Below are 21,678 nucleotides of genomic sequence, written 5' to 3' on the forward strand. Positions count from 1 at the left end.
TATGAGATATGATGCAGGAGAATATGATGTAGTTGTTATTGGAGCAGGGCATGCTGGAGTTGAGGCAGGTCTTGCTTCAGCTAGAATGGGATGTAAAACTCTTTTATGTACTTTAGCACTTGAGTCAGTGGCTATGATGCCATGTAACCCTAATATTGGTGGAACTGCTAAGGGACATATAGTTAGGGAAATTGATGCACTTGGTGGAGAAATGGGTAGAAATATTGATAAGACTTATATCCAAACTAAGATGCTTAATACTTCAAAGGGACCAGCTGTACACTCACTTAGAGCACAGGCTGATAAAAACTTATATCAAGTTGAAATGAAAAAGGTTGTAGAGAAGCAAGAAAATCTTGATTTAAGACAACTAGAAGTTATAGATGTTGAAGTTATAGATGGAAAAGTTAATGGAGTTTTAACTAGAAATGGTGCTTTCTTTAAGTGTAAAGCTGCTGTTTTAACAAGTGGAACTTACCTTAAAAGTAAGATATATATAGGTGAGAATAGTTTCTATGAAGGACCTAATGGACTTATTCCAGCTAATAAACTTTCAGAGAAACTTATAGGTCTTGGAATGGAACTTAGAAGATTTAAAACTGGTACGCCTAGTAGAGTTAATAAAAGATCTATTGATTTTTCAAAGCTTATAGAACAACCAGGAGATGATACAGTTTCTCCATTCTCATTTATGAATGAGAAGAATGAAAGACCACAGGTTTCATGTTGGCTTGCTTATACTAATGAGAAAACTCAGGCTGTTATTGAAGCTAATATGGATAGATCACCAATGTATAATGGTACTATCAAGAGTATAGGGCCAAGATATTGTCCATCTATTGAAGATAAAATGAAGAGATTCCCAACTAAAATAAAACATCAGATATTCTTAGAGCCAGAAGGCTTAAATACTGATGAAATGTATATTGGTGGAATGTCATCATCACTTCCAGAGGATGTTCAAGTTGAGATGATTAGAACTATGGAAGGTTTTGAAAATGCAGAAATCATGAGAACAGGATATGCTATTGAGTATGATTGTATTGATGCTACTATCCTTTCACCTACACTTGAGATGAAAGAAATTATAGGATTCTTTAGTGCTGGGCAAGTTAATGGAAGCTCAGGATATGAGGAAGCTGCTGGACAGGGACTTGTTGCTGGTATGAACGCTGCTTTAAGAGTTCAAGGAAAAGAGCAAATAGTCCTTAAGAGGTCAGATGCTTATATTGGGGTTTTAATTGATGATTTAGTTACTAAGGGGACTGAAGAACCTTATAGAATGATGACTTCAAGAGCTGAATATAGATTGTTATTAAGACAAGATAATGCAGATTTAAGACTTACAGAGATTGCTAGAGAAGCAGGACTTGTTAATGATGAAAGATATGGAATGTTTGTAGCTAGAAAAGAACTTATAGAGCAAGAAATTGCTAGACTTAAGGATGTTTCAGTTACTACAAGAAATGAAACTAATGAAATAGTTGTAGGGCTTGGTTCAACAGAGCTTAAGAAACCAATAAGTTTATATGAACTTATAAAAAGACCAGAACTTGATTATTTTGCAGTTGAAATTTTAGATAAAGAAAGACCTGAAATTCCAAGAAGCATTGGTGAACAAATGAATACTGTTGCTAAGTATGAGGGATATATAAAAAATCAATTAGAGCAAGTTGAAAAGTTTAAAAAGCTTGAAAATAAATTGATACCTGCGGATACAGACTATAGCACAATTCATAATCTTAGAACTGAAGCGATTCAAAAGCTTACAAAGATAAAACCACTAAATATTGGTCAGGCATCAAGAATATCAGGAGTTTCTCCTGCTGATCTTTCTGTACTAATGATTTATGTGCAACAATTAAAATATAAGAAGTAAAAAGTAAAAAGTAAAATAATAAATGGCTGTGGAGGACTATAGCCATTTATTATTATTTTAATGTAGAAAAAGAGTTAATCTGTGGATAAATATTTTGAAAAGTTATCAACAGATTACTGCTTTTAATAATATAAAGGTTGGAGGAATTTAAGTGAAGTATTATGAAATAATGAAAGAGGCTTGTGATAGAGTTTCTATGGAATTTAATGAGGATAAATATAATAAGTTTATGAAGTATATGGCTCTTTTACAGGAGTGGAATGAGAAAGTAAACTTAACAGCTATAACAGAAGATGAGGCAGTTGTTAAAAAACATTTTATAGACTGTATTAATGCTTTTTCAGTTGAAGAATTTAAGAATGCTAAGACTATAATAGATGTTGGTACAGGAGCTGGATTCCCAGGACTTCCAATAGCAATTATGAGAGATGATGTAGAAGTTACACTTCTTGACGCTTTAAATAAAAGAATAAAAGTTTTAGATTTAATAGTTACAGAACTTGGGCTTAAGAATGTAACAACAATACATGCTAGAGCAGAAGAGGGTTCAAGAAAAAATGAACATAGAGAAATGTATGATATAGCAACTTCAAGAGCTGTTGCTAATATGAGTTTATTATCAGAATTCTGTATGCCTTATGTAAAAATAGGTGGACACTTTATACCTCTTAAAGGACCTAGCATAGAAGAAGAGATGGCAAATGGTAAAAATGCTGTTAAAATTCTTGGTGGAGAAATTCAAGAAATAAGAGAAGTTAAAGTTGAAGATACTGATTTAAAACATAATCTTGTTATTGTTAAAAAAATAAAGAGTTGTGGACCTAAGTACCCAAGAATAATGGGAACTATAAAAAAAGCTCCTTTAAAATAATTTTAAACGGATATGTGTAAAGAATGTGGATAACTTTTAGATTTAAAATAGTTATCCACATATAAATAACAGCTTATGACTTATTGTAAAATAGGTCATTTTTTTATAAAAAAATTTCTCTAACATACATGTTAGAGAAATCATTATATTAAGTCATAATCCAAATATTTGTCATAATTAAGAAACCAGGAATCCAAGCAGTTAAAATACCTTCTATAATACTTAACCATGGTGTGAAATTCTTTAAATTTATTTTTAAAACAATTTCTATCCAAGCAGTTACCCATAAAAGTCCCCATAACCACCAAATTATTGCCATCATTACATTGTAAGGATTTGAACCATCACCCCATTGTAATATTCCAGCTGGTATTGTTGTTATTGTTACATAAAGACTATACCAAGCAAAAATTCTACCATCTAAATTGAAAATACTGTTTATTCCTATAAATAAGTATGTAAATCCAAATAATAAACCAGTAGCACTTGCATAATAAGGAATCATATTACTTCCTTGAGCATCGGCTATAAGCAAACTTCCAAAGTTCATAACTATTGATAATCCACCAGTAAATAAATTCATAATTGCTGCGGCTTTTGGATCAATATTAGTAAGTCTAGCTATACCATTTGTGATTAAAACAACACCTACATATAATAGTACTGCACCTAACATATTTATACCTCCTATTAAATTTAATATTTAAAATACATTAAAATAAATGTATTTTGCAATGTTAGTGTTTCCAATAAAATGAGGAATTATTTATATAATGTTAAAAAATAGTGTAATAATTAATTAATCATATTATTACATAGGTATGATAATATAAATTGAAGTGTTTTAATTAGGTTCAAATGCTTTAATTTTTTTAGGATGTGATGATAATGAAAGCTAAATCACTAATAATCGGAATATTAGCAGCTATAAGTATTATTATAGCAACAGAGGTTATATATCATGTTAGTACTGATATTAAAAATAAATATGAAGTTAAGAATACACCTAAAGTAGTTGTAAATAGTTCAGAAACTGAGGAAGCTAACTTAACACCAAAAGAAAAAGAAATTGTTAAATATAAATCACAGTTATTATTTCTTATGTCTGATGAAGCTAAAATTTCTACTATAAGTCAAAGTATATTAAATGATATGAGAACATTACTTCAAAGTAAGACAAGTGGAACAGTAGTAGTGAATAAAGCCGACATAGAGAAAACAAAAATAGAAATAAATAATTATTGGACAGAAAATAGTCATTTTGGAACAGAAGATGGTGTTGGTATAAAATCTGATTATGAGGTTCATCTTCAAAAACTTAATACTTATCTAGATAATGGAATGCAAACAGGGAAACTTAATGTTTCACAACTTCCAAGGTTTAGTGAGGATAATATGCAAAAAATTTATGAGGATATAAATAATGTTAAAGTTAAGCTTTTAGGGCTTGGATCAAGTGTAAACCTAAGTTCACCAACTTATTTTACAGTTCAAAATAGTCCAGGATATAAAGTGTATTCATAAAATGTTCCACGTGGAACATTTTATAAATACTAAAAAAATCAAAAAATATTATAGATGTAATAATATTATACTTTTATTATAATATGTAAGAATATATAATATTTATAGAGGAAAGGAGGTGAGATTCTCAGAGTGATAAAATCATTTTGAGATATGATTATGAAAACAGTATGTATTTTTAATCAAAAAGGTGGAGTTGGAAAGACAACGACTAACATAAATATTTGTTCTTACCTAGCTACGTTAGGATATAAGATTTTAGCTATTGATATAGACCCACAAGGAAATACAACTAGTGGACTTGGTATTGATAAGAGAAAAATAACTGAGTCAATGTATGATGTTCTTGGGGGGCATATTGGCATTGAAGATATAATAGTTCAAAGTCAATTAGTTGAAAATTTATATGTTGCCCCAGCAAATATGGATTTAGCAGGTGCTGAAATAGAAGTTATGGGTAGAGAAAATAGAGAATTTATATTACATAAAGAACTTGAAAAAGTTAGTGATAGATTTGATTTTGTTTTCATAGATTGTCCACCATCTTTAGGTATGTTAACTATAAATGCTTTGGTTGCATCACAATCAGTATTAATTCCTGTACAAGCTGAGTATTATGCTTTAGAGGGTGTTGCACAATTACTTAACACAATAACTTTAGTGAAAAAATCTTTAAATAAGAACCTTGAAATTGAAGGTGCTATTATGACTATGTTTGATAGCAGAACTAATTTAAGTAATGAGGTTTATAAAGAAGTGAAAAACTACTTTAATGATAAAATGTATGATGTAACAGTACCAAGAAATATAAGACTTGCAGAAGCACCAAGTTTCGGACTTCCAATTGTTTTATATGATGATAAATGTAGAGGTGCAAAAGCATATGAGGATCTTACAAACGAGTTCTTGAGAAGACAAGGAGTTGAATTATAGTGGTTAAAAAGTTAGGGCTTGGAAAAGGGCTAAGTGCACTTATTCCAACTAGTGTTAAAGAAGAAAATTATGTTAATGGAGTTCAAGTTGTTGATATAAAAAATATTAATGCCAATATTGGACAACCTAGAAAGTTCTTTGATGATTCAAAGATAGCTGAATTAGCAGAGTCAATTAAAGAATATGGAATTATACAACCTTTAATAGTTAAGAAGGTAGATGAAGATAAATTTGCAATTATAGCTGGAGAAAGAAGATGGAGAGCTGCAAAGCTTGCTAAAATAAAAGAAATTCCTATAATAGTAAAAGAATTTACTGAAGAAACAGCATTACAAATAGCAATTATAGAAAATATACAAAGAGAAGATTTAAACGCTATAGAAGAAGCTTTAGCTTATAAAGAGCTTAAAGATAAATATAATTTAACACAGGAAGTATTATCACATAAACTTGGAAAATCTAGAACGTCTATTGCAAATGTAATGAGACTTTTAAATTTAGATTCAAGAGTTCAAGAATATATAATACAGGGTGTTATATCAGAGGGGCATGGAAAAGTTCTACTTTCATTAGAGGGGGAAGAACAATACATTGTATCACAGAAAATAATAGATGATGAGTTATCAGTAAGGGAAATTGAAAAGTTTATAAAGACTTTAAACTCTAAAGATAGTAATATTAAAGAAAAAGAAGCAAAAAAGCTAAATCCTTATTATAAAGATATAAAGGATAAGCTTGAGGACTATTTTGGTACAAAAGTTAATATAAATTCTAATAAGAATAAAGGTAAAATTGAAATTGAATATTATTCTGAAGAGGATTTACAAAGAATATTAGATATAATTAACTTATAAGAAAATGTTCCACGTGGAACATTCTAGACAGAAAGGATGAAAAGAAGTGAACAATATTATAGAAATGATAAACCAAAACTCTGCATATATAGTCATTGGAATAGCTATATTTGCTGCTATAGAACTATTACTTATAATAATTCTATTTGCTAAAATAGGCGGAACAAATAAAAAATATAAGAAAATGATGAGAGGGGTAAACAATAAGAATCTTGAAGGATTATTAGAAGATTACCTTAATAAAGTTGAAAAAATAGAGATAGATTCATCAGATGTAGTTGGTAAATTTAATAGAATTGATGAAAGCATTAAAAAATGTGTTCAAAAAGTTGCTATGGTTAGATATAAGGCATTTGAAGATGTTGGAAGTGATTTAAGTTTCTCAATAGCGTTACTCGATGATGGTAATGATGGAATTGTTCTAACAGGTATTTATGGAAGAATGGAAAGTACAACATATGCAAAGCCAATTGATAAAGGTATTTCAAGATATGATTTATCAGAGGAAGAGTTACAAGCTTTAAGCGAAGCTATGAATAAATAATTATATAGAAAAGAGTATGACTTTTAATAAGTCATACTCTTTTCTGTTTTTAGGAAAAGTTTATAGCCAACTACAAAAAATAAGCAAAATACAACCCCAAGTAGTCCATATAATTCTATACCAACAAAGATGCAAATAAGGGATTCAAGTGGTGTAATGCCAAGAGATGATGATAATATTTTATGCTCGAATAGTTCTCTGATAACACAAAGTAATATAAATGAAATTGAGAGTAGTATAGCTAGTGTTGTATTTCCTGTAAAAAAATAAAATAAGATTAACGGAATATAAATTACAGCAGTGCCAAGGAGTGGTAGTATGTCAAAAAAACCAGCAAGGATAGCAAGAGTTAGTGCATATTTTATATTAAATACTGAAAAAATTATAAAGTTTAAAGTTGATGATATGAGTATTATAAAAAAATATGCAACGATATAGTCAGTAAATAAGCTTTTTATATTTTGTAAAATATCTAAAAGTCTAGGATAGGAATATAAAAGTCTTTTATTCTTATTTGTAGTTTGTATAAAGTTTTTTGTGAAAAAGTATGTTGCAATTACAATGCAAAAAGTTGTGCTAAGTATAAATGGAATATAACTTATAATTTTAAAAAGGTACTGTAATGAAAATCCAGCAAAATCTAAAATACTACTAACAATATTATTGAGGTGTTCTGTTAAAAATTCAAAGTCTAAATTTATGTTTAGTGAGTTTTGTATTTCATCAATTTTTTGTAATGCTATGGAAAGTGAGTCAGAGTTATCAGAAATAAAAAATTTAAGGTCTGATGCTATATCAATAGATTCTAAGGTAAGTGCAAAAATTAAAAGTGAAATTACTGCAATTATTGATATAAAAAAGATAGTAGTAGTTAATAATGATGCCACCCAACCCTTTATTCTAAGCTTTTTTGATAAAAACCTTGTAGGGCTTTTTAGTATTAAAGCAAATAATATAGCTAGCACAAAAGGTAGGGTGAAATTCAAAGTACCAAAGAAAAGTAAAAAGCCTAGTGTATATGCCATAAAAAAAATAGCAAGTTTATCAATTTTCTTTAGAAATGAATACATATATCTCTCCAATATTAAATTCTATTTTTAAGTGCAGAGATTAAGGCATCTATATCATCTTTTGTATTAAAATAACCAAGACTTATTCTAACACCACCACTTGGGTATGAACCAATAGTTTTATGTGCAAGTGGTGCACAGTGCAGTCCAGTTCTTGTTGTTATATGTTTTTCTGAATCTAAGTAGAATCCAAGTTCTGATGAATCTACATTTTTAATATTAAATATTATAGTAGAAGTTCTTTTCTTTTCATCCATTGACCCGTAGATAATTATGTCCTGTATTTTTGAAAGCTCATCAAGTGCATATTTACAAAGCATTTCTTCATGAGATTTTATTTTATCAATGCCTTCCTCTTTTATAAAGTTTATGCCAGAGTTTAGCCCTATTATGCCTACAGTGTTTAAAGTTCCGCATTCAAATTTATCAGGAAGCTCTGTTGGGTGCTCAAGAGAGTAAGAAGAACTACCAGTTCCACCAACAAATACAGTATTCATTTGTGCATTAGTTTCATCATCTAATATAAATCCACCAATTCCTTGTGGACCAAATAAAGATTTATGTCCTGTAAAAGCTAAAATATTAATATTGAATTCTTTCATATCAATAGGTAAAACACCTGCTGTTTGAGCTGAATCTACTATGAAGAAGATACCAAGTTTTTTACAAAGTTTTCCTATTTCATATAGTGGTTGTATAGAACCTGTTAGGTTAGATGCATGAGAGATAATTAATACCTTAGTATTTTCTCTACAAAGTTTTTCAATATTAGAAACTTCTAAGAAACCTTCTGTATTAGCTTCTACAAAATCAACTTCTATATTGCGTTCATTTTTTAGTTTTTCAAGAGTTCGAAGAACTGAATTATGATCCATTGTTGAAGAAAGTATATGCCAATTTTCTTTAACAAGTCCATTAAGAATTATATTAATAGAGCTTGTTATGTTATTTGTAAAAATTACATTTTCAACTTTATCAAAATTAAAAAAACTGGCTAAATTTTCTCTGCAATCATAAATAGCACGATTACTTGCTAGAGCATGAGAAGATGAACCACGAGATGGATTTCCACCACAGTTTAACATATAGTCCATCATATTATCAGTTACTGATAAGGGCTTGGGAAAACTAGTTGCTGCATTATCTAAGTAAATATTTTTTTTCATATAATTAAAAACCTCACATTACATTATAAATTTTAATAATCCTGCGATAATAAATCCAATCGATAATAAATACAAAACATAATAAATTATATTTGATGCATTACCAGTAGCTTTTTCACCAGCAAATTTTTTAAGTCCACTAGAAGCGAGTAAATTTAAAATAATGAACCATATAATAGTTGCTATAAGCATTGAGCAGATAGCTATGTAATAATATTTGGGTCCATGAGAGCTCCAGTCCTTCATTACAGTACCGCTTAGTGCAATCCATATAGAGGGTGTTGAAGGATTTAGAAAAGTTAATAAAAATCCATTTAAAACTCCAGGAACTTTATCGATATCAAATTTGTTTTTATTATTATCTTTTGTTTTTATTTTAGAAAGTTTATTAAAAATAAATAGTATTATTCCAGATATTATCCAAAAAAGACCTTCGACATTTTTATTAAGACTAAGTATACTTGCTAGTCCAAAGTGGATAAGAAAGATATAAATATAGTCAGCAAGGATTGCTCCAAGTGATACTAAAAATCCAGCAAAAAAACCTTTATCTATAGAACGTTTTACTGATTCCATACCTGCAGGTCCAAGTGGAATAGAAGCTAATAAGCCTGTTACAGAGCCAATTGCTATTGCCTTTAAAATAAACATAAAAACTCCTTTTCTTTTGTTTTAGTCAATATAAATAATATTATCATAATTATAAGTAATATTCATATAAATTTCATTTAAATGGTAGTAATAGCATATAGTATATTTAAATATTTATTTAGTTACTATATACTATTAAATAGACAGAACTATATAAAGCTAAGGAGAGGAATTTAACATATGAAATTATATATAATGGTTTTTAATAATACACATGAGGCAATGGCAGCTGAAAAGCTTATGGATACAGAAAATATAAAGGTTATGGTTATGCCTACACCTACATATATAACTAAAAGTTGTGGGATAAGTCTTAAATTTGATGATGATAGTGTTATAGCTATAGATAAATTAATAGAAGATGGTAAAATAAAATTTAAAAATGTTTATTTTAGAGATGTAGAAGGATTTAAGTTATATAAGTAAAAATTAAGGAGGTAATATGCTACTTACAAATATTTGGGATTATATTTATCAGTATAATAGTAAAACAGAAGTGCTTAAAATATTTGGTATTACTATAAATCTAGGAGAATTCATGCTTAGAATTTTAATGGTTATAGTAACTATATTTATAGTATTTTTTATGTTGAAAATAGGAAATAAAATTATAGATAAGTTAGTTGCAAAACAAACTTATAAAAATAATTTATTTAGTATTAATGATAAAAAGGCTAATACACTTGGAACACTTTTAAAAAGTATGCTAAGGTATACAGTCTATATACTAGGGATTATATCAATAGCTGGAATTGTAGTTGGGGGAACACTTCCAATTGCATTTGCATCAGTTGGAGGGGTAGCACTTGGTTTTGGTGCACAAAGTTTTGTAAAAGATATTATAAATGGTGTATTTATTCTTTTTGAGAACCAATATAATGTTGGAGATTATATAACAATTGATAAATATACTGGTATTGTTGATAGTATAGAAATTAGAAGTACAACTATTAAAGAATTTTCAGGTTCATACCATATAATTCCGAATGGACTTATAAATGTTGTGACAAATCATTCAAAAGGAAATATGCAAATTAAGGTTGAGGTTGATATAGCATATGAGGAAAGTATTGATAATGCTATAAAAATTATTGAAGCTGTTTGTATAGTATTTAGTAAGCTTGATGATGTTGAAAGAATTCCAAATGTAGTAGGTGTAACTAAACTTGGGTCATCAGGTATGACTATAAAAATTTTAGGTGATGTAAAGGCAATGAGCCAGTGGAAACTTGAAGCAAAACTTAGACAAATGATTAAAGAAGCATTAGATGAAAATAGTGTAGAGATACCATATAATAAATTAAATATAGTGAGTATTAAGGAAAATATTAAAGAGGAGTCAGTAGTTGAATGATAGATAAATTTGATTTAGGTGATATAGTAAAAATGAAAAAAATGCATCCTTGTGGGACTGACCTTTGGGAGATTATAAGAGTTGGTGCTGATGTTAAAATAAAGTGTACGGTATGTAAAAGGATAGTTATGATACCTAGAGTTAAGTTTCAAAAGGCAGCAAAGAAAATAGAAGTTAAAGCAGTTTTATAAAATTAATAAAAAAAGTGTTTTAAATTTACAAAATAGCTAATAAATAAACTTGCTTAAGTGAAATATTAGTGATAGAATATTGTAATGTAAATCCCTGCTGTATTATAGTACAGCCAGAGTCCATAGGGAGGAGGTGTAATAGAATGAGAAATTATGAAACTATATTCGTAATTAACCCATCTTTAGATACTGAAGCTGTTAAAGCTTTAATCGAAAAGTTCAAGGGTGTTATTGAAAATGGTGGAGGAACAGTTGATAACGTAGATTTCTGGGGTAAGAGAAGACTTGCTTACGAAATCAAAAAAGTTAGCGAAGGTTTCTACACATTATTCAACTTCACAGCTGATACTGAATTACCAAAAGAATTAGATAGAGTATTCAAGATCACAGATGGTATAATCAGACACATAATCATTAAAAAAGAAAACTAATTGAAAGGGTGGTATTGTAATGAATAAAGTTATTCTAATAGGACGACTTACTAAAGATCCAGACTTAAGATTTGCAGCTGGTAGTGGTAAAGCTGTTACTAGATTTACTATGGCTGTAAATAGACCAATGAAAAGAGATGAAGCTGATTTTATCGGTTGCATAGCTTTTGGTAAGACTGGTGAAACAATAGCACAATACCTTACAAAAGGTAGACAATTAGCGGTTACTGGGAACATTAGAACTGGTAGTTATGAGAAGGATGGAATTACAAGATATACTACAGATGTAATTGTAGATACTTTTGAGTTCATATCTGGAGGTAACGAAGGTGGTACTAGAGGAGCTTCTGCTTTTGATAGTGGAAACAATGCTCCTTCAGCTTTCGACTCAGTAAACAATTCGTTTAATGATAAGTCAGACGATATGATGCCAATTGATGATGGAGATATTCCATTTTAATTTTAATAAGTAAGGAGGTTAAGAACTATGAGTAGAGATATGAGAAGAGGCGGCGGAAAAATGAGAAGAGGCAGAAAGAAAGTTTGTGCATTCTGCGTTGAGAAAGCCACTGAAATAGATTATAAAGATGTTCCTAAATTAAAGAAATATATTACTGAAAGCGGTAAAATATTACCTAGAAGAATTTCTGGAGCATGTGCTAAGCACCAAAGAACTCTTACTGAAGCTATTAAGAGATCAAGAAACATTGCATTATTACCATTCACAACTGAATAGGATTTTGCTTTATAAAAAAGTCATGGGTTATACCATGACTTTTTTTTATAATTTTTTTTATAAAAGCATTTCTTTTGTTGCATAAATAGGTGAAAAAATTTACAATTATATAATAGAGAGTATAAGGTTTATGGGGGAGAATTTATGAAAAAAGATGACTTTAATATAATGGGTAATATAAAAGCTATAGAAGAATTAAAAGCACAGTTTATCTGTATGACTGGAGAACTTTTTACTATTCTAACAAAAGGTGCAGGAGCAACAAAGGGTGTAGTTGTAGAATGTATAGCATCTCTTATTATAGTTTTATATGTTTTAGCTGAAAAATTAGGATATAAAGCTATGGAAGTTGATGATAGTGTTAAAAAAATATTAAAAATGGCTATAATAGAAGATGATGTCTTAGAAAAAGAAGGTAAAAGTCTTAGTAAGCTTTTAAGACATTTTAAAAATAAGCTTTAGTTACCTTTGATTTTAAGGGTAAGGAGGAAGCAATATGAAAAATTTAAAAAGTAAAAGTATTGTTGAAGGTGGAATACTTACAGGGATAATAGTTTTATTAATGTTTATTTCTAATATTCCAGGAATTAGTTTGCTAGGATGCTTACTAGTACCTATACCGGTAGCTATACTTTACATAAAAAATGGATTAAAAATGTCTATACTATCGATTGTAGTTGGGTTTATATTTATAACTTTAATTTTAGGTCCTATATATGGTTTAACATCAATAATTATAGCTGGATTTATTGGAATTGGCCTTGGAATTGGTGTAAGGAGTAAAAAATCTGGAGTATATACCTTAATTTATATATTAATTGGGACTGTTATATCTATAGTTTCAACATCTGTAATATATATATATATGATAATGAATATGACTTTAAATCAATTTTTACTTAGTATAATTTCACAAAATAAAGTAGTAACTAAGCAGATGCTTAAAGTTGCAACTAGCCAAGAGATGAAAGATCATATAAATTATATAGAATCTATGATAACAATTCAGAATATGCAAATAGCATTACCGATAGTAGTAATTTTAATTAGTTTTATATCAGCAGTTATTATATTTATAGTTTCTAGGAATATATTAATAAGGTTAGGATTTAAATTTAATAATTTAATATCTTTTACTAAATGGTATATTGATCCTAAATTTATAGCAGCAATTGTTGTAATAGCATTAATTGGAATGGAACTTAAAAAAAATGGAATTCCGCTAGGAATAGAAGTGTTTATTGGTGCGCTAGGTAGTTTAGCATTATTATTTGGATTACAAACTATGAGTCTTGTGGCATATTTTCTTGTTGAGAAGGTAAAAATAGCAAAGGGCTTTGTAGTAGTAATAATATTTTTCTTACTTATATCAGGGCTTATAGGTTATATATTTATAATTGGACTTGTTGATGTTTTCTTTGATTATAGAGGGCTTGATGAGGATAGTCTTGGGAGTATAATTAGAAAAAAATTAAATTCAAACATATAGAATAATGGTTAGTAGGAGAAATTTATGTATCTTAAATTAAAAAGAATTCATATAGTAATAGCTATGATTATATTTACTATAATTACAGTTGTTAATTTAGCTATTTCAAATAGCTATGTTTTAGGAATTATAATTCCTATAATCTATATACTTTTTATGAGTTTAGTTGTTATTAATCTTTTGAAGAAACAAGAAGTTAATGATGATGAGAATAAAAGAATTGCTCAGGAAATAAAGAGTAGTATAGAAAATAATATTTTAGATTCTATATATCCTGCAGTTGTTATTAATTCAGAAGGGAAATTATTTTGGTATAATAAGATATTCAAAGAATTATATCCTAATTATTCGCTGAAGGATAATAAGATAGTTGCAGTAGTTAGGGGTCTTGATATAAATAAAGTTATAAAGTGTAATAGAGAAAATTCTCAAAAAATCACTATAAATAAAGTAAAGTATGATGTTTATGGTAAAGCTATAATAACAGAGGCTGGAGAAGAATATTATCTTGTTAATTTTAATGATACGAGTAATCTAAAAATGGATATAAGACAATGTATTATGCTTATAGAGATTGATAATTTGAAAGAATTAGAAATATATATAAGTACAGAAGAAAAACCAGTTTTACTTGCTAAAATACAAAAGAAAGTTAATGATTATGCGGCATCAATTGGTGCTATGGTTAAAAAATATGATCATGATAAATTTATTTTAACTATTTTAGAGAGTAAAATAGAAAGCGTAGTTTCAGAAAAGTTTGGAATTTTAGAAATAACAAGTGATATTGTCCTTAAAGATAATTTAGATATTACACTTAGTGTTGGTATAGGTAAAGGTGGCGAAAGTCCTTTTGATAATCAAGAACTTGCAAATAAAGCAATTGATTTAGCACTTGGTAGAGGTGGAGATCAAATAGTTATTAAATCAGAGCATAATACAGAGTTCTTTGGTGGAAATACTAAAGCTTTAGAAAAAACAAGTAAGGTTAGAGTTAGAGTTATAGCACATGCACTTAGAGAATTGATTTATGAGAGCAGTAGAGTTTTTGTTGTAGGACATAAAAATATCGATATGGATTGTTTTGGTGCTGCAATGGGAATTGCTAGTGTTGTTAAAGGTTATGAACTTAAGTGCAATATTGTACTAAATAATGATACAAATGCGATAGATACTTTTTTATCGGATATTAAGTCTAGAGAAGAATATAAGAACTTAATCGTAGATAATGCGTACGCTATGAATAATATTGATGATAAAACTTTGATTATAGTAACAGATGTTCATAGTGAGCAATATGTAGGAAATATTGATTTATTAAACAAATGTGATAGAGTAGTTGTTATAGACCATCATAGAAAATCAGAAGATTATATAAAAAATGCTATATTAACATATTTAGAAGTTTATGCATCATCAACATCAGAGCTTGTTACAGAACTTATTCAGTATATGTCTGATAAACCAAGTATTGCTTCAGTTGAGGCTGATGGGCTTCTTGCAGGAATAGTTATGGATACTAAAAACTTTACATTTAAAACTGGAGTTAGGACATTTGAAGCAGCTGCATTTTTAAAAAAAATGGGAGCAGATCCTATAGAAGTTAAAAAATTATTTAATAACAATTTAGAAAGTTATATTGCAAGATTTGAGATAATTAAGTCGGCAGAGATTGAACAAGGAATTGCAATTTCAGCTTGTCCGGATAATATCTCTGAGATTGTTTTTGCAGCACAGGGTGCTGATGAACTTTTAAATATAGTTGGAATAGAAAGCTCATTTGTATTTGTTAAGGTTAAGAATAAAGTATATCTTAGTTCTAGATCTAGTGGAAATATAAATGTTCAAATAATAATGGAAGCACTTGGTGGTGGTGGTCATAGAACTATGGCAGGAACTCAATTTGCTGATATGAGTATTGATGAGGCTAAAAGAATATTAAAGAAAACTCTAAAAGAGTATTTTATAAAAGAGAAAGGTGATGAATAATGAAAGTTATATTATTAAAAGACGTTAAAACATTAGGGAAAAAAGGTGATGTTATAGAGGCATCAGATGGATATGCAAGAAATTATCTATTTCCAAAGAAAATAGCACAACAAGCAACAGATAATAGCCTTCATATTTTAAATGCTAAGAAGACTATTGAAAGAAAAGCAAAACTTGCAGAAATTGAAGCTGCTCAAAAACTTGCGGATGAACTTCGTGATAAAGTTGTTAAAATTACATCTAAATCTGGTGAGGGTGGAAGATTATTCGGAGCTATCACAAATAAAGATGTTGCTGGAATGATAGAAAAAGATTTTAAAATAAAAGTTGATAAAAAGAAGATAGTTATGGAAACAATAAAAGTAGCTGGAACTTATACTATAGAAGTTAAGTTATATCCAGAAATAACAACTAAGATGAAAGTTATGGTTGTTCCTGTATAAAAGGGGGATTAAAAATTTGAAATCAGTAGATGAAAATAAAGTTTTAAGCTATTTAATGGCTGAAGGACTGAGTTTAGAGAGCCAAATAGAAGTTCTTGAGGAAGTAGCATCAAAAATGTTAGATGATGGAGCTATGAGAGCAAGAATTGTAAGATTTAAATTACAAAAGCATATGGATTCAAGTGATCCTTATGAGAAACTACATGCTTTAAATATGATTGTTACAGAAGGTCAAGGAAATCCAACTATTCCAAATAAGAGTAATTTTGAGGCAGTTATTGAGAGCGTATGTAATGCTATGTCTGGAGAACTTGCTAAAAGATATTTAAAGAAGAAAATTAATGGAGAGCTTGAAAAAGCACTTCAAGAGAAACAAGAAAAATATATGGATGATATGAGACTTGAAATTATAAGAAAGAAAAAAGGTCCTGAAAATGCTGCAACTTTGAATAAGCTTAAGCATTTAGAGGATTTAGATAAAAAAGTTTCAAGTAAGAATATTATGTCATTACTTAGACCAAGTGATTTTAAAGATATAATAGGGCAAGAAAGAGCAATTAAATCTTTAATATCAAAACTTGTGTCACCTTATCCACAGCATATTATTCTTTACGGACCTCCAGGGGTTGGTAAAACTACAGCTGCAAGAATTGCTTTAGATGCTGCGAGAAAAATAAAACAGTCAGCATTTGATGAAAATTCTAAGTTTGTAGAGGTTGATGGTACAACACTTAGATGGGATCCGAGAGAAATTTCAAACCCATTACTTGGTTCAGTACATGATCCTATATATCAAGGAAGTAAGAGAGATCTTGCTGAAGTCGGAGTACCAGAACCAAAAACAGGTCTTGTAACAGAGGCTCATGGTGGAATATTATTTATTGATGAAATTGGTGAGCTTGACTCATTCCTTCAAAATAAATTATTAAAGGTGTTAGAAGATAAGAGAGTAGAATTTACATCTTCTTACTATGATCCAGATGATAAAAATGTACCAGGATATATTAAATATCTATTCGATAATGGTGCTCCAGCTGATTTTGTTATGATTGGTGCTACAACAAGAGGACCAGGGGAAATAAATCCAGCTGTAAGATCAAGATGTACAGAGGTTTACTTTGAACCACTTAGTACACCGGATATTGAAAGAATTATAACTGATGCTGCTAAAAAACTAGGAGCAATTCTAGAAACAGGAGTTGCAAAGGTTATAGCAAACTACACAATTGAGGGTAGAAAAGCTATTAATATACTTGCAGATGCCTATGGGCAGGCACTTTTAAGAAGTAAAAGCAAGGAACCAAAGAGAGTTAAGATTCTTTTAAAGGATATTGATGAAGTTCTAAGCATGGGTAGATTTATACCTTATGAAAAATTTGAGCAACTTGATGATAAAGAAGTTGGTAAAGTTTATGGACTTGGAGTTTCAGGATTCCTTGGTTCAACAATAGAAATTGAAGCTGTTACATTTGAGGCTAAAAAGAAAGGTGCAGGAAGTATTAGATTTAATGATACTGCAGGTTCTATGGCTAAAGATTCAGTTTTCAATGCTGCTTCAGTTATTAGAAGAGTTACAGATAAAGATATAAAAGATTATGATATACATGTCAATGTAGTTGGTGGTGGAAATATTGATGGTCCATCTGCTGGTGCTGCAATAACATTATGTATTATAAGTTCACTTCTTGATAAACCTATAAGACAAGATATGGCTATAACAGGAGAGATTTCTTTAAGAGGTCATATTAAACCTGTTGGTGGAGTATTTGAGAAAATATATGGTGCAAGAAGAAAAGGTATTAGACTTGTTACTGTTCCAATAGATAATGAGAGAGAAATACCAAAAGGTCTTTTAGATGTAGAAATCAAAGCTCTAAAAAATATAGAAGAATTAATGGAAATTGCATTTTCATAATATATAGGTAAGGACTATGCTATGCATAGTCCTTATTTTTAACTATTTTCATAAAAGTTAACATTAATTTATAATACCTTTCTTTGATTAAAAAACATAATAAATGATATAATATAGAAGATTGTAAAAAAGTAATATATACTAAGATATAAAGTATTTGAGTAAAAGACTTAGTACATAGAGTAAAATGTAAATATGTGTTTGAGCACTTATATATAAATGAAATGGGATATAGAGACTATTAATGGATTAGGAGGAAGCAAAGATGGATGCACCAGTAATGAAAAGTTTGCCACAGAGCATTGAGGCAGAACAGGCAGTTCTAGGAGCTATGATGGTGGATAGAGGTGCAATAGCGAAAAGTGCAGAAGCATTATCAGCAGAGGATTTTTATAGAGATTCTCATAAAATAATTTTTAAGAGCATAGTAGAAATGTTTCAAAAAGATAATGCTGTTGACCAAGTTACTCTTGTTGAATATCTTTTATCTTCAGATAAGCTTGAAAAGGCTGGAGGAATTACGTATTTATCAGAAATGGAAGGTAGTGTTATAGATGCTGCTAATATTAATGATTATATAAAGATTGTTGAGGATAAGGCAACTCTTAGAAGACTTATAAAAGCTTCAACTGATATTATATCAACTTGTTATAATGAACAGGGTGATGTGTTAAAAGTTGTTGATTCAGCTGAAAAAAAGATTTTTGATATATCAGAAACTAAAAATTCAGGAGATTTTGAATCAATTAGTGATGTTCTTGAAAGAGGATTTGAGGAGATTGAAAGACTTTATAATAATAAGGGAGAAACTACGGGAGTAGGTTCAGGTTTTAATGATTTAGATGAGAAAACATCTGGTTTTCAAGCTGGAGATATGGTACTTATTGCTGCAAGACCATCTATGGGGAAAACAACTTTTGCTTTAAATATTGCAGAACATGCTGCATTAAAAGAGGGTAAGAGTGTTGTTATATTTTCACTAGAGATGTCTAAGGAACAACTTGCATATAAGCTATTATGTTCACAGGCAAACGTTGATATGCTTAGTCTTAGAACAGGACAACTTGAGGATAAGGATTGGGAAAATATAGCTAGAGCTGCTGGACCATTATCATCAGCTAAAATATACATTGATGATACTGCTGGTGTTTCTATTATGGAAATGAGATCAAAGTGTAGAAAACTTAAAGCAGAACATGGTGTTGATATGATCTTTATAGACTACCTACAACTTATGAGTGGTAGTGGTGAAGAGAGTAGACAACAAGAGGTTTCTGAGATTTCAAGAAATATTAAAGCTATTGCTAAGGAAATGAAATGTCCTGTTATAGCTTTATCACAGCTTTCTCGTGCACCTGAGCAAAGAGCAGATCATAGACCAATGCTTTCTGACCTTAGAGAGTCTGGTTCTATAGAGCAGGATGCTGATATTGTTATGTTCCTTTATAGAGATGAATATTATAATAAAGAAACAGATCAAAAGAATATTGCTGAGTGTATTATATCTAAGCAGAGAAATGGTCCAGTTGGAACTGTTAAACTTGCTTGGCTTGGACAGTTCAGTAAATTTGGTAATTTAGATTTATCAGATATAGAATAGAAATTATAGCACGTAAGAGGTTTCTCTTATGTGTTTTTTTGAGGATTTTATTAAAAAGGGTAGAGTTTTTAATAAAATATGGAGTATTATAAAATTAAGATTTAAGAAAATATTTAAGGAGTGTGAAGTAAAATGAATAAGAAATTAGGATTTATAGGTTGTGGAAATATGGGGTCAGCAATGCTTGAAGGTATTATAGGTTCTGGTATTATTGATGCAAAAGATGTTTACTGTAGTGCTAAAAGTGAAAATAGCAAAACTAAAATTAAAGAAAAGTTTAGCGTGAATGTAGCGAGTAATATTAATGTAGCTAAAAATGTAGATATATTAATACTTGCAGTTAAGCCACATTTTTTCTCAGAGGTAATTTCAGAAATTAAGGATAGTGTGAAACAAGATGTAATTATAGTAAGTATTGCAGCTGGAGTAGAGATTATTGATATTGAAAATTTATTTGGAATAGATAAACTTAAAGTTTTAAGAGCTATGCCAAATACACCAGCTTTAGTTGGGGCAGGAATGAGTGCATTATGCCCAAATAAAAATTTGTTAGATAATGAGATTAAATTGATAGAGGAAATATTTAATAGTTTTGGAAAGAGTGAATTATTAGAGGAGAAGTACTTCCATGGATTCATAGCGCTTTGTGGTTCATCACCAGCTTATGCCTATATGTTTATTGAAGCTATGGGAACTGCTGGTATAAGAGCTGGTATACCTGCAAATAAGTCATATAAACTTGCAGCACAAAGTTTACTTGGAACTGCAAAGATGGTTTTAGAAACAGGAGAGCATCCAGCAGTTTTAAAAGATAGAGTTTGTTCACCAGGTGGGACGACTATTGAAGCTGTTTCAATGCTTGAAAATACAGGGTTTAGAGAGTCTATAATTTTAGCAATGGATGCTTGTGAAAAAAAATCTAAAGAAATGTCAAAAAAATAGTTGACATCAATTCTCATTTGATGATATACTAAGTTCATAAGCAAGTGATAATCATTTTCAATGAAAGAGATATTGCTTAAGCAAACAACGAAATAGCAAACAATACAATACAAACAAACAAACAAACAATATAAAACAAACTCCTATAAAAACGAATAACAATACAAAAAAATGTACTAGGCTCACAAACACCTAGTACATTTTTTTACGCTTTTTTATTTATCACCAAAGATTCTTTTATTTAACTCAATCCCCGTTTTAGTGGTAGCTAGTCCACCTTGAGCAGTTTCACGAAGTGAAGCAGGTAAACTTTTTCCAACTCTATACATTGCTTCAATAGTATCATCAAATGGAATTTTACTAGAAACTCCAGCCATAACTAAATCAGCTGTGCTTAAAGCACTTATAGCTCCAGCAAAGTTTCTTTTTGCACAAGGAACTTCAACTAGTCCAGCTACAGGATCACAAACAAGTCCTAAAATGTTTTTTATAACTATTGCTCCAGCATTTAAAGCCATATCAACAGTTCCACCCATGAGTTCTACAGTAGCAGCACTTGCCATTGCAGCAGCTGAACCACATTCGGCTTGGCATCCACCTTCTGCTCCAGAAAGTGTAGCATTTTGAGCTATTAAAAGTCCGATTGTAGATGATGCAAAAAGTCCTGAAATAAGCTCATCATCTGATAAATTGAATCTATCACCTACTGTCAAAATTACAGCAGGGAGTATTCCACAAGAACCAGCAGTTGGGCAAGCAACTATTCTTCCCATAGCAGCGTTAACTTCTGATGAAGAGATAGCTCTTCCAATAGCTGAAACAATAGTATCACCACAAAGTGTATTACCTTTTTCAAGATATTTTTTAATTTTATAAGCATCTCCACCTATAAGTCCACTTACAGAGTATATTTTCTTTTCTTGTCCTTCATTTGCACCATCTTTCATAACTGAAAGAATTTTATGCATGTTTTTTATAACAGATTCTCTTGAAAGATTACTATTTTCTATTTCGTAATTTATAGCATAGTCAGCAAGTGACCAGTTTTTTTCAGTACATATTGTTAAAAGTTCTTCACCATTTCTAGCAAACATAA

24 protein-coding genes are annotated in these 21,678 nt (G+C 29.7%); 19 read left to right on the plus strand and 5 right to left on the minus strand.

The features are described from left to right. Position 1: 1 nt before the first annotated feature. Positions 2–1,879, plus strand: coding sequence for a tRNA uridine-5-carboxymethylaminomethyl(34) synthesis enzyme MnmG (gene mnmG / locus Q0V15_RS01900; RefSeq protein ID WP_297435450.1), 1,878 nt, complete (start codon positions 2–4; stop codon positions 1,877–1,879). A gap of 151 nt (positions 1,880–2,030) precedes the next feature. Next, the gene (gene rsmG / locus Q0V15_RS01905) at positions 2,031–2,750 is read left to right on the plus strand and encodes a 16S rRNA (guanine(527)-N(7))-methyltransferase RsmG (protein ID WP_297435451.1); all 720 of its coding nucleotides are present in this window, start codon (positions 2,031–2,033) and stop codon (positions 2,748–2,750) included. A gap of 148 nt (positions 2,751–2,898) precedes the next feature. Here the strand turns inward: rsmG and Q0V15_RS01910 are convergent, their stop codons facing one another. After that, positions 2,899–3,426 carry an AmiS/UreI family transporter gene (locus tag Q0V15_RS01910; RefSeq protein WP_297435453.1) on the minus strand — a complete coding sequence of 176 codons (528 nt, stop codon included), beginning with the start codon at positions 3,424–3,426 and terminating at the stop codon, positions 2,899–2,901. 212 nt (positions 3,427–3,638) lie between these two features. On the opposite strand from Q0V15_RS01910, the gene Q0V15_RS01915 reads away from it, so the two are divergent. From Q0V15_RS01915 to Q0V15_RS01930, 4 genes are all read left to right on the plus strand, one after another. Further along, the gene (locus Q0V15_RS01915) at positions 3,639–4,274 is read left to right on the plus strand and encodes a hypothetical protein (RefSeq protein ID WP_297435454.1); all 636 of its coding nucleotides are present in this window, start codon (positions 3,639–3,641) and stop codon (positions 4,272–4,274) included. A gap of 159 nt (positions 4,275–4,433) precedes the next feature. Next, complete coding sequence (locus Q0V15_RS01920) at positions 4,434–5,207, plus strand: ParA family protein (RefSeq protein ID WP_297435510.1); 774 nt, start codon at positions 4,434–4,436, stop codon at positions 5,205–5,207. Next, entirely contained in the window at positions 5,207–6,061 is an 855-nt protein-coding gene (locus tag Q0V15_RS01925) for a ParB/RepB/Spo0J family partition protein (RefSeq protein ID WP_297435456.1), read from the plus strand. Before Q0V15_RS01920 ends, Q0V15_RS01925 begins: the two co-directional genes overlap by 1 nt. A 46-nt stretch (positions 6,062–6,107) precedes the next feature. Further along, on the plus strand, positions 6,108–6,605 hold the full coding sequence (locus Q0V15_RS01930) for a DUF4446 family protein (RefSeq protein WP_297435458.1): 498 nt from the start codon (positions 6,108–6,110) through the stop codon (positions 6,603–6,605). Positions 6,606–6,628: 23 nt separating this feature from the next. On the opposite strand, the gene ytvI is transcribed toward Q0V15_RS01930, so the two are convergent. From ytvI to Q0V15_RS01950, 3 genes are read right to left on the minus strand one after another with little or no spacing between them, the layout of a single operon-like run. After that, on the minus strand, positions 6,629–7,675 hold the full coding sequence (gene ytvI / locus Q0V15_RS12975; RefSeq protein WP_367173761.1) for a sporulation integral membrane protein YtvI: 1,047 nt from the start codon (positions 7,673–7,675) through the stop codon (positions 6,629–6,631). Positions 7,676–7,689: 14 nt separating this feature from the next. After that, the gene (locus Q0V15_RS01945) at positions 7,690–8,841 is read right to left on the minus strand and encodes an aminotransferase class V-fold PLP-dependent enzyme (RefSeq protein WP_297435463.1); all 1,152 of its coding nucleotides are present in this window, start codon (positions 8,839–8,841) and stop codon (positions 7,690–7,692) included. A gap of 18 nt (positions 8,842–8,859) precedes the next feature. After that, positions 8,860–9,492, minus strand: coding sequence for a LysE family translocator (locus Q0V15_RS01950; RefSeq protein ID WP_297435465.1), 633 nt, complete (start codon positions 9,490–9,492; stop codon positions 8,860–8,862). Between the two features lie 180 nt (positions 9,493–9,672). Between Q0V15_RS01950 and Q0V15_RS01955 the strand changes: the two genes are divergently transcribed. From Q0V15_RS01955 to proC, 13 genes are all read left to right on the plus strand, one after another. Beyond that, positions 9,673–9,918, plus strand: coding sequence for a DUF3343 domain-containing protein (locus Q0V15_RS01955; RefSeq protein ID WP_297435467.1), 246 nt, complete (start codon positions 9,673–9,675; stop codon positions 9,916–9,918). Positions 9,919–9,934: 16 nt separating this feature from the next. Further along, entirely contained in the window at positions 9,935–10,846 is a 912-nt protein-coding gene (locus tag Q0V15_RS01960; RefSeq protein WP_297435469.1) for a mechanosensitive ion channel family protein, read from the plus strand. Continuing rightward, positions 10,843–11,037 carry a DUF951 domain-containing protein gene (locus Q0V15_RS01965; RefSeq protein ID WP_297435471.1) on the plus strand — a complete coding sequence of 65 codons (195 nt, stop codon included), beginning with the start codon at positions 10,843–10,845 and terminating at the stop codon, positions 11,035–11,037. Before Q0V15_RS01960 ends, Q0V15_RS01965 begins: the two co-directional genes overlap by 4 nt. Positions 11,038–11,180: 143 nt before the next feature. Continuing rightward, positions 11,181–11,468, plus strand: coding sequence for a 30S ribosomal protein S6 (rpsF, locus tag Q0V15_RS01970; RefSeq protein WP_297435473.1), 288 nt, complete (start codon positions 11,181–11,183; stop codon positions 11,466–11,468). 19 nt (positions 11,469–11,487) lie between these two features. Next, positions 11,488–11,928, plus strand: coding sequence for a single-stranded DNA-binding protein (locus Q0V15_RS01975; protein WP_297435475.1), 441 nt, complete (start codon positions 11,488–11,490; stop codon positions 11,926–11,928). 27 nt (positions 11,929–11,955) lie between these two features. Further along, entirely contained in the window at positions 11,956–12,204 is a 249-nt protein-coding gene (rpsR, locus tag Q0V15_RS01980; RefSeq protein ID WP_297435477.1) for a 30S ribosomal protein S18, read from the plus strand. A gap of 144 nt (positions 12,205–12,348) precedes the next feature. Continuing rightward, positions 12,349–12,666, plus strand: a complete 318-nt coding sequence (locus Q0V15_RS01985) for a MazG-like family protein (protein WP_297435479.1) — start codon at positions 12,349–12,351, stop codon at positions 12,664–12,666. 34 nt (positions 12,667–12,700) lie between these two features. After that, positions 12,701–13,693, plus strand: a complete 993-nt coding sequence (locus Q0V15_RS01990) for a DUF2232 domain-containing protein (RefSeq protein ID WP_297435481.1) — start codon at positions 12,701–12,703, stop codon at positions 13,691–13,693. A gap of 24 nt (positions 13,694–13,717) precedes the next feature. Further along, positions 13,718–15,682, plus strand: a complete 1,965-nt coding sequence (locus Q0V15_RS01995; protein WP_297435483.1) for a DHH family phosphoesterase — start codon at positions 13,718–13,720, stop codon at positions 15,680–15,682. After that, on the plus strand, positions 15,682–16,125 hold the full coding sequence (gene rplI, locus Q0V15_RS02000; protein WP_297435485.1) for a 50S ribosomal protein L9: 444 nt from the start codon (positions 15,682–15,684) through the stop codon (positions 16,123–16,125). The genes Q0V15_RS01995 and rplI overlap by 1 nt, the downstream gene beginning before the upstream one ends. 16 nt (positions 16,126–16,141) lie before the next feature. Continuing rightward, positions 16,142–18,040 (plus strand): Lon family ATP-dependent protease, encoded by a 1,899-nt coding sequence (gene lonC / locus Q0V15_RS02005; RefSeq protein ID WP_297435487.1) that lies wholly within the window; start codon positions 16,142–16,144, stop codon positions 18,038–18,040. 265 nt (positions 18,041–18,305) lie between these two features. Next, on the plus strand, positions 18,306–19,640 hold the full coding sequence (locus Q0V15_RS02010; RefSeq protein WP_297435490.1) for a replicative DNA helicase: 1,335 nt from the start codon (positions 18,306–18,308) through the stop codon (positions 19,638–19,640). Between the two features lie 132 nt (positions 19,641–19,772). Then, complete coding sequence (gene proC, locus Q0V15_RS02015) at positions 19,773–20,582, plus strand: pyrroline-5-carboxylate reductase (protein ID WP_297435492.1); 810 nt, start codon at positions 19,773–19,775, stop codon at positions 20,580–20,582. A gap of 215 nt (positions 20,583–20,797) precedes the next feature. Here proC and sdaAA read toward each other — a convergent pair whose 3' ends face one another. After that, positions 20,798–21,676, minus strand: a complete 879-nt coding sequence (gene sdaAA / locus Q0V15_RS02020; RefSeq protein ID WP_297435494.1) for an L-serine ammonia-lyase, iron-sulfur-dependent, subunit alpha — start codon at positions 21,674–21,676, stop codon at positions 20,798–20,800. Between the last annotated feature and the right edge of the window lie 2 nt (positions 21,677–21,678).

It is taken from the genome of uncultured Clostridium sp. (assembly GCF_947036855.1).
Lineage (GTDB): Bacteria > Bacillota > Clostridia > Clostridiales > Clostridiaceae > Sarcina.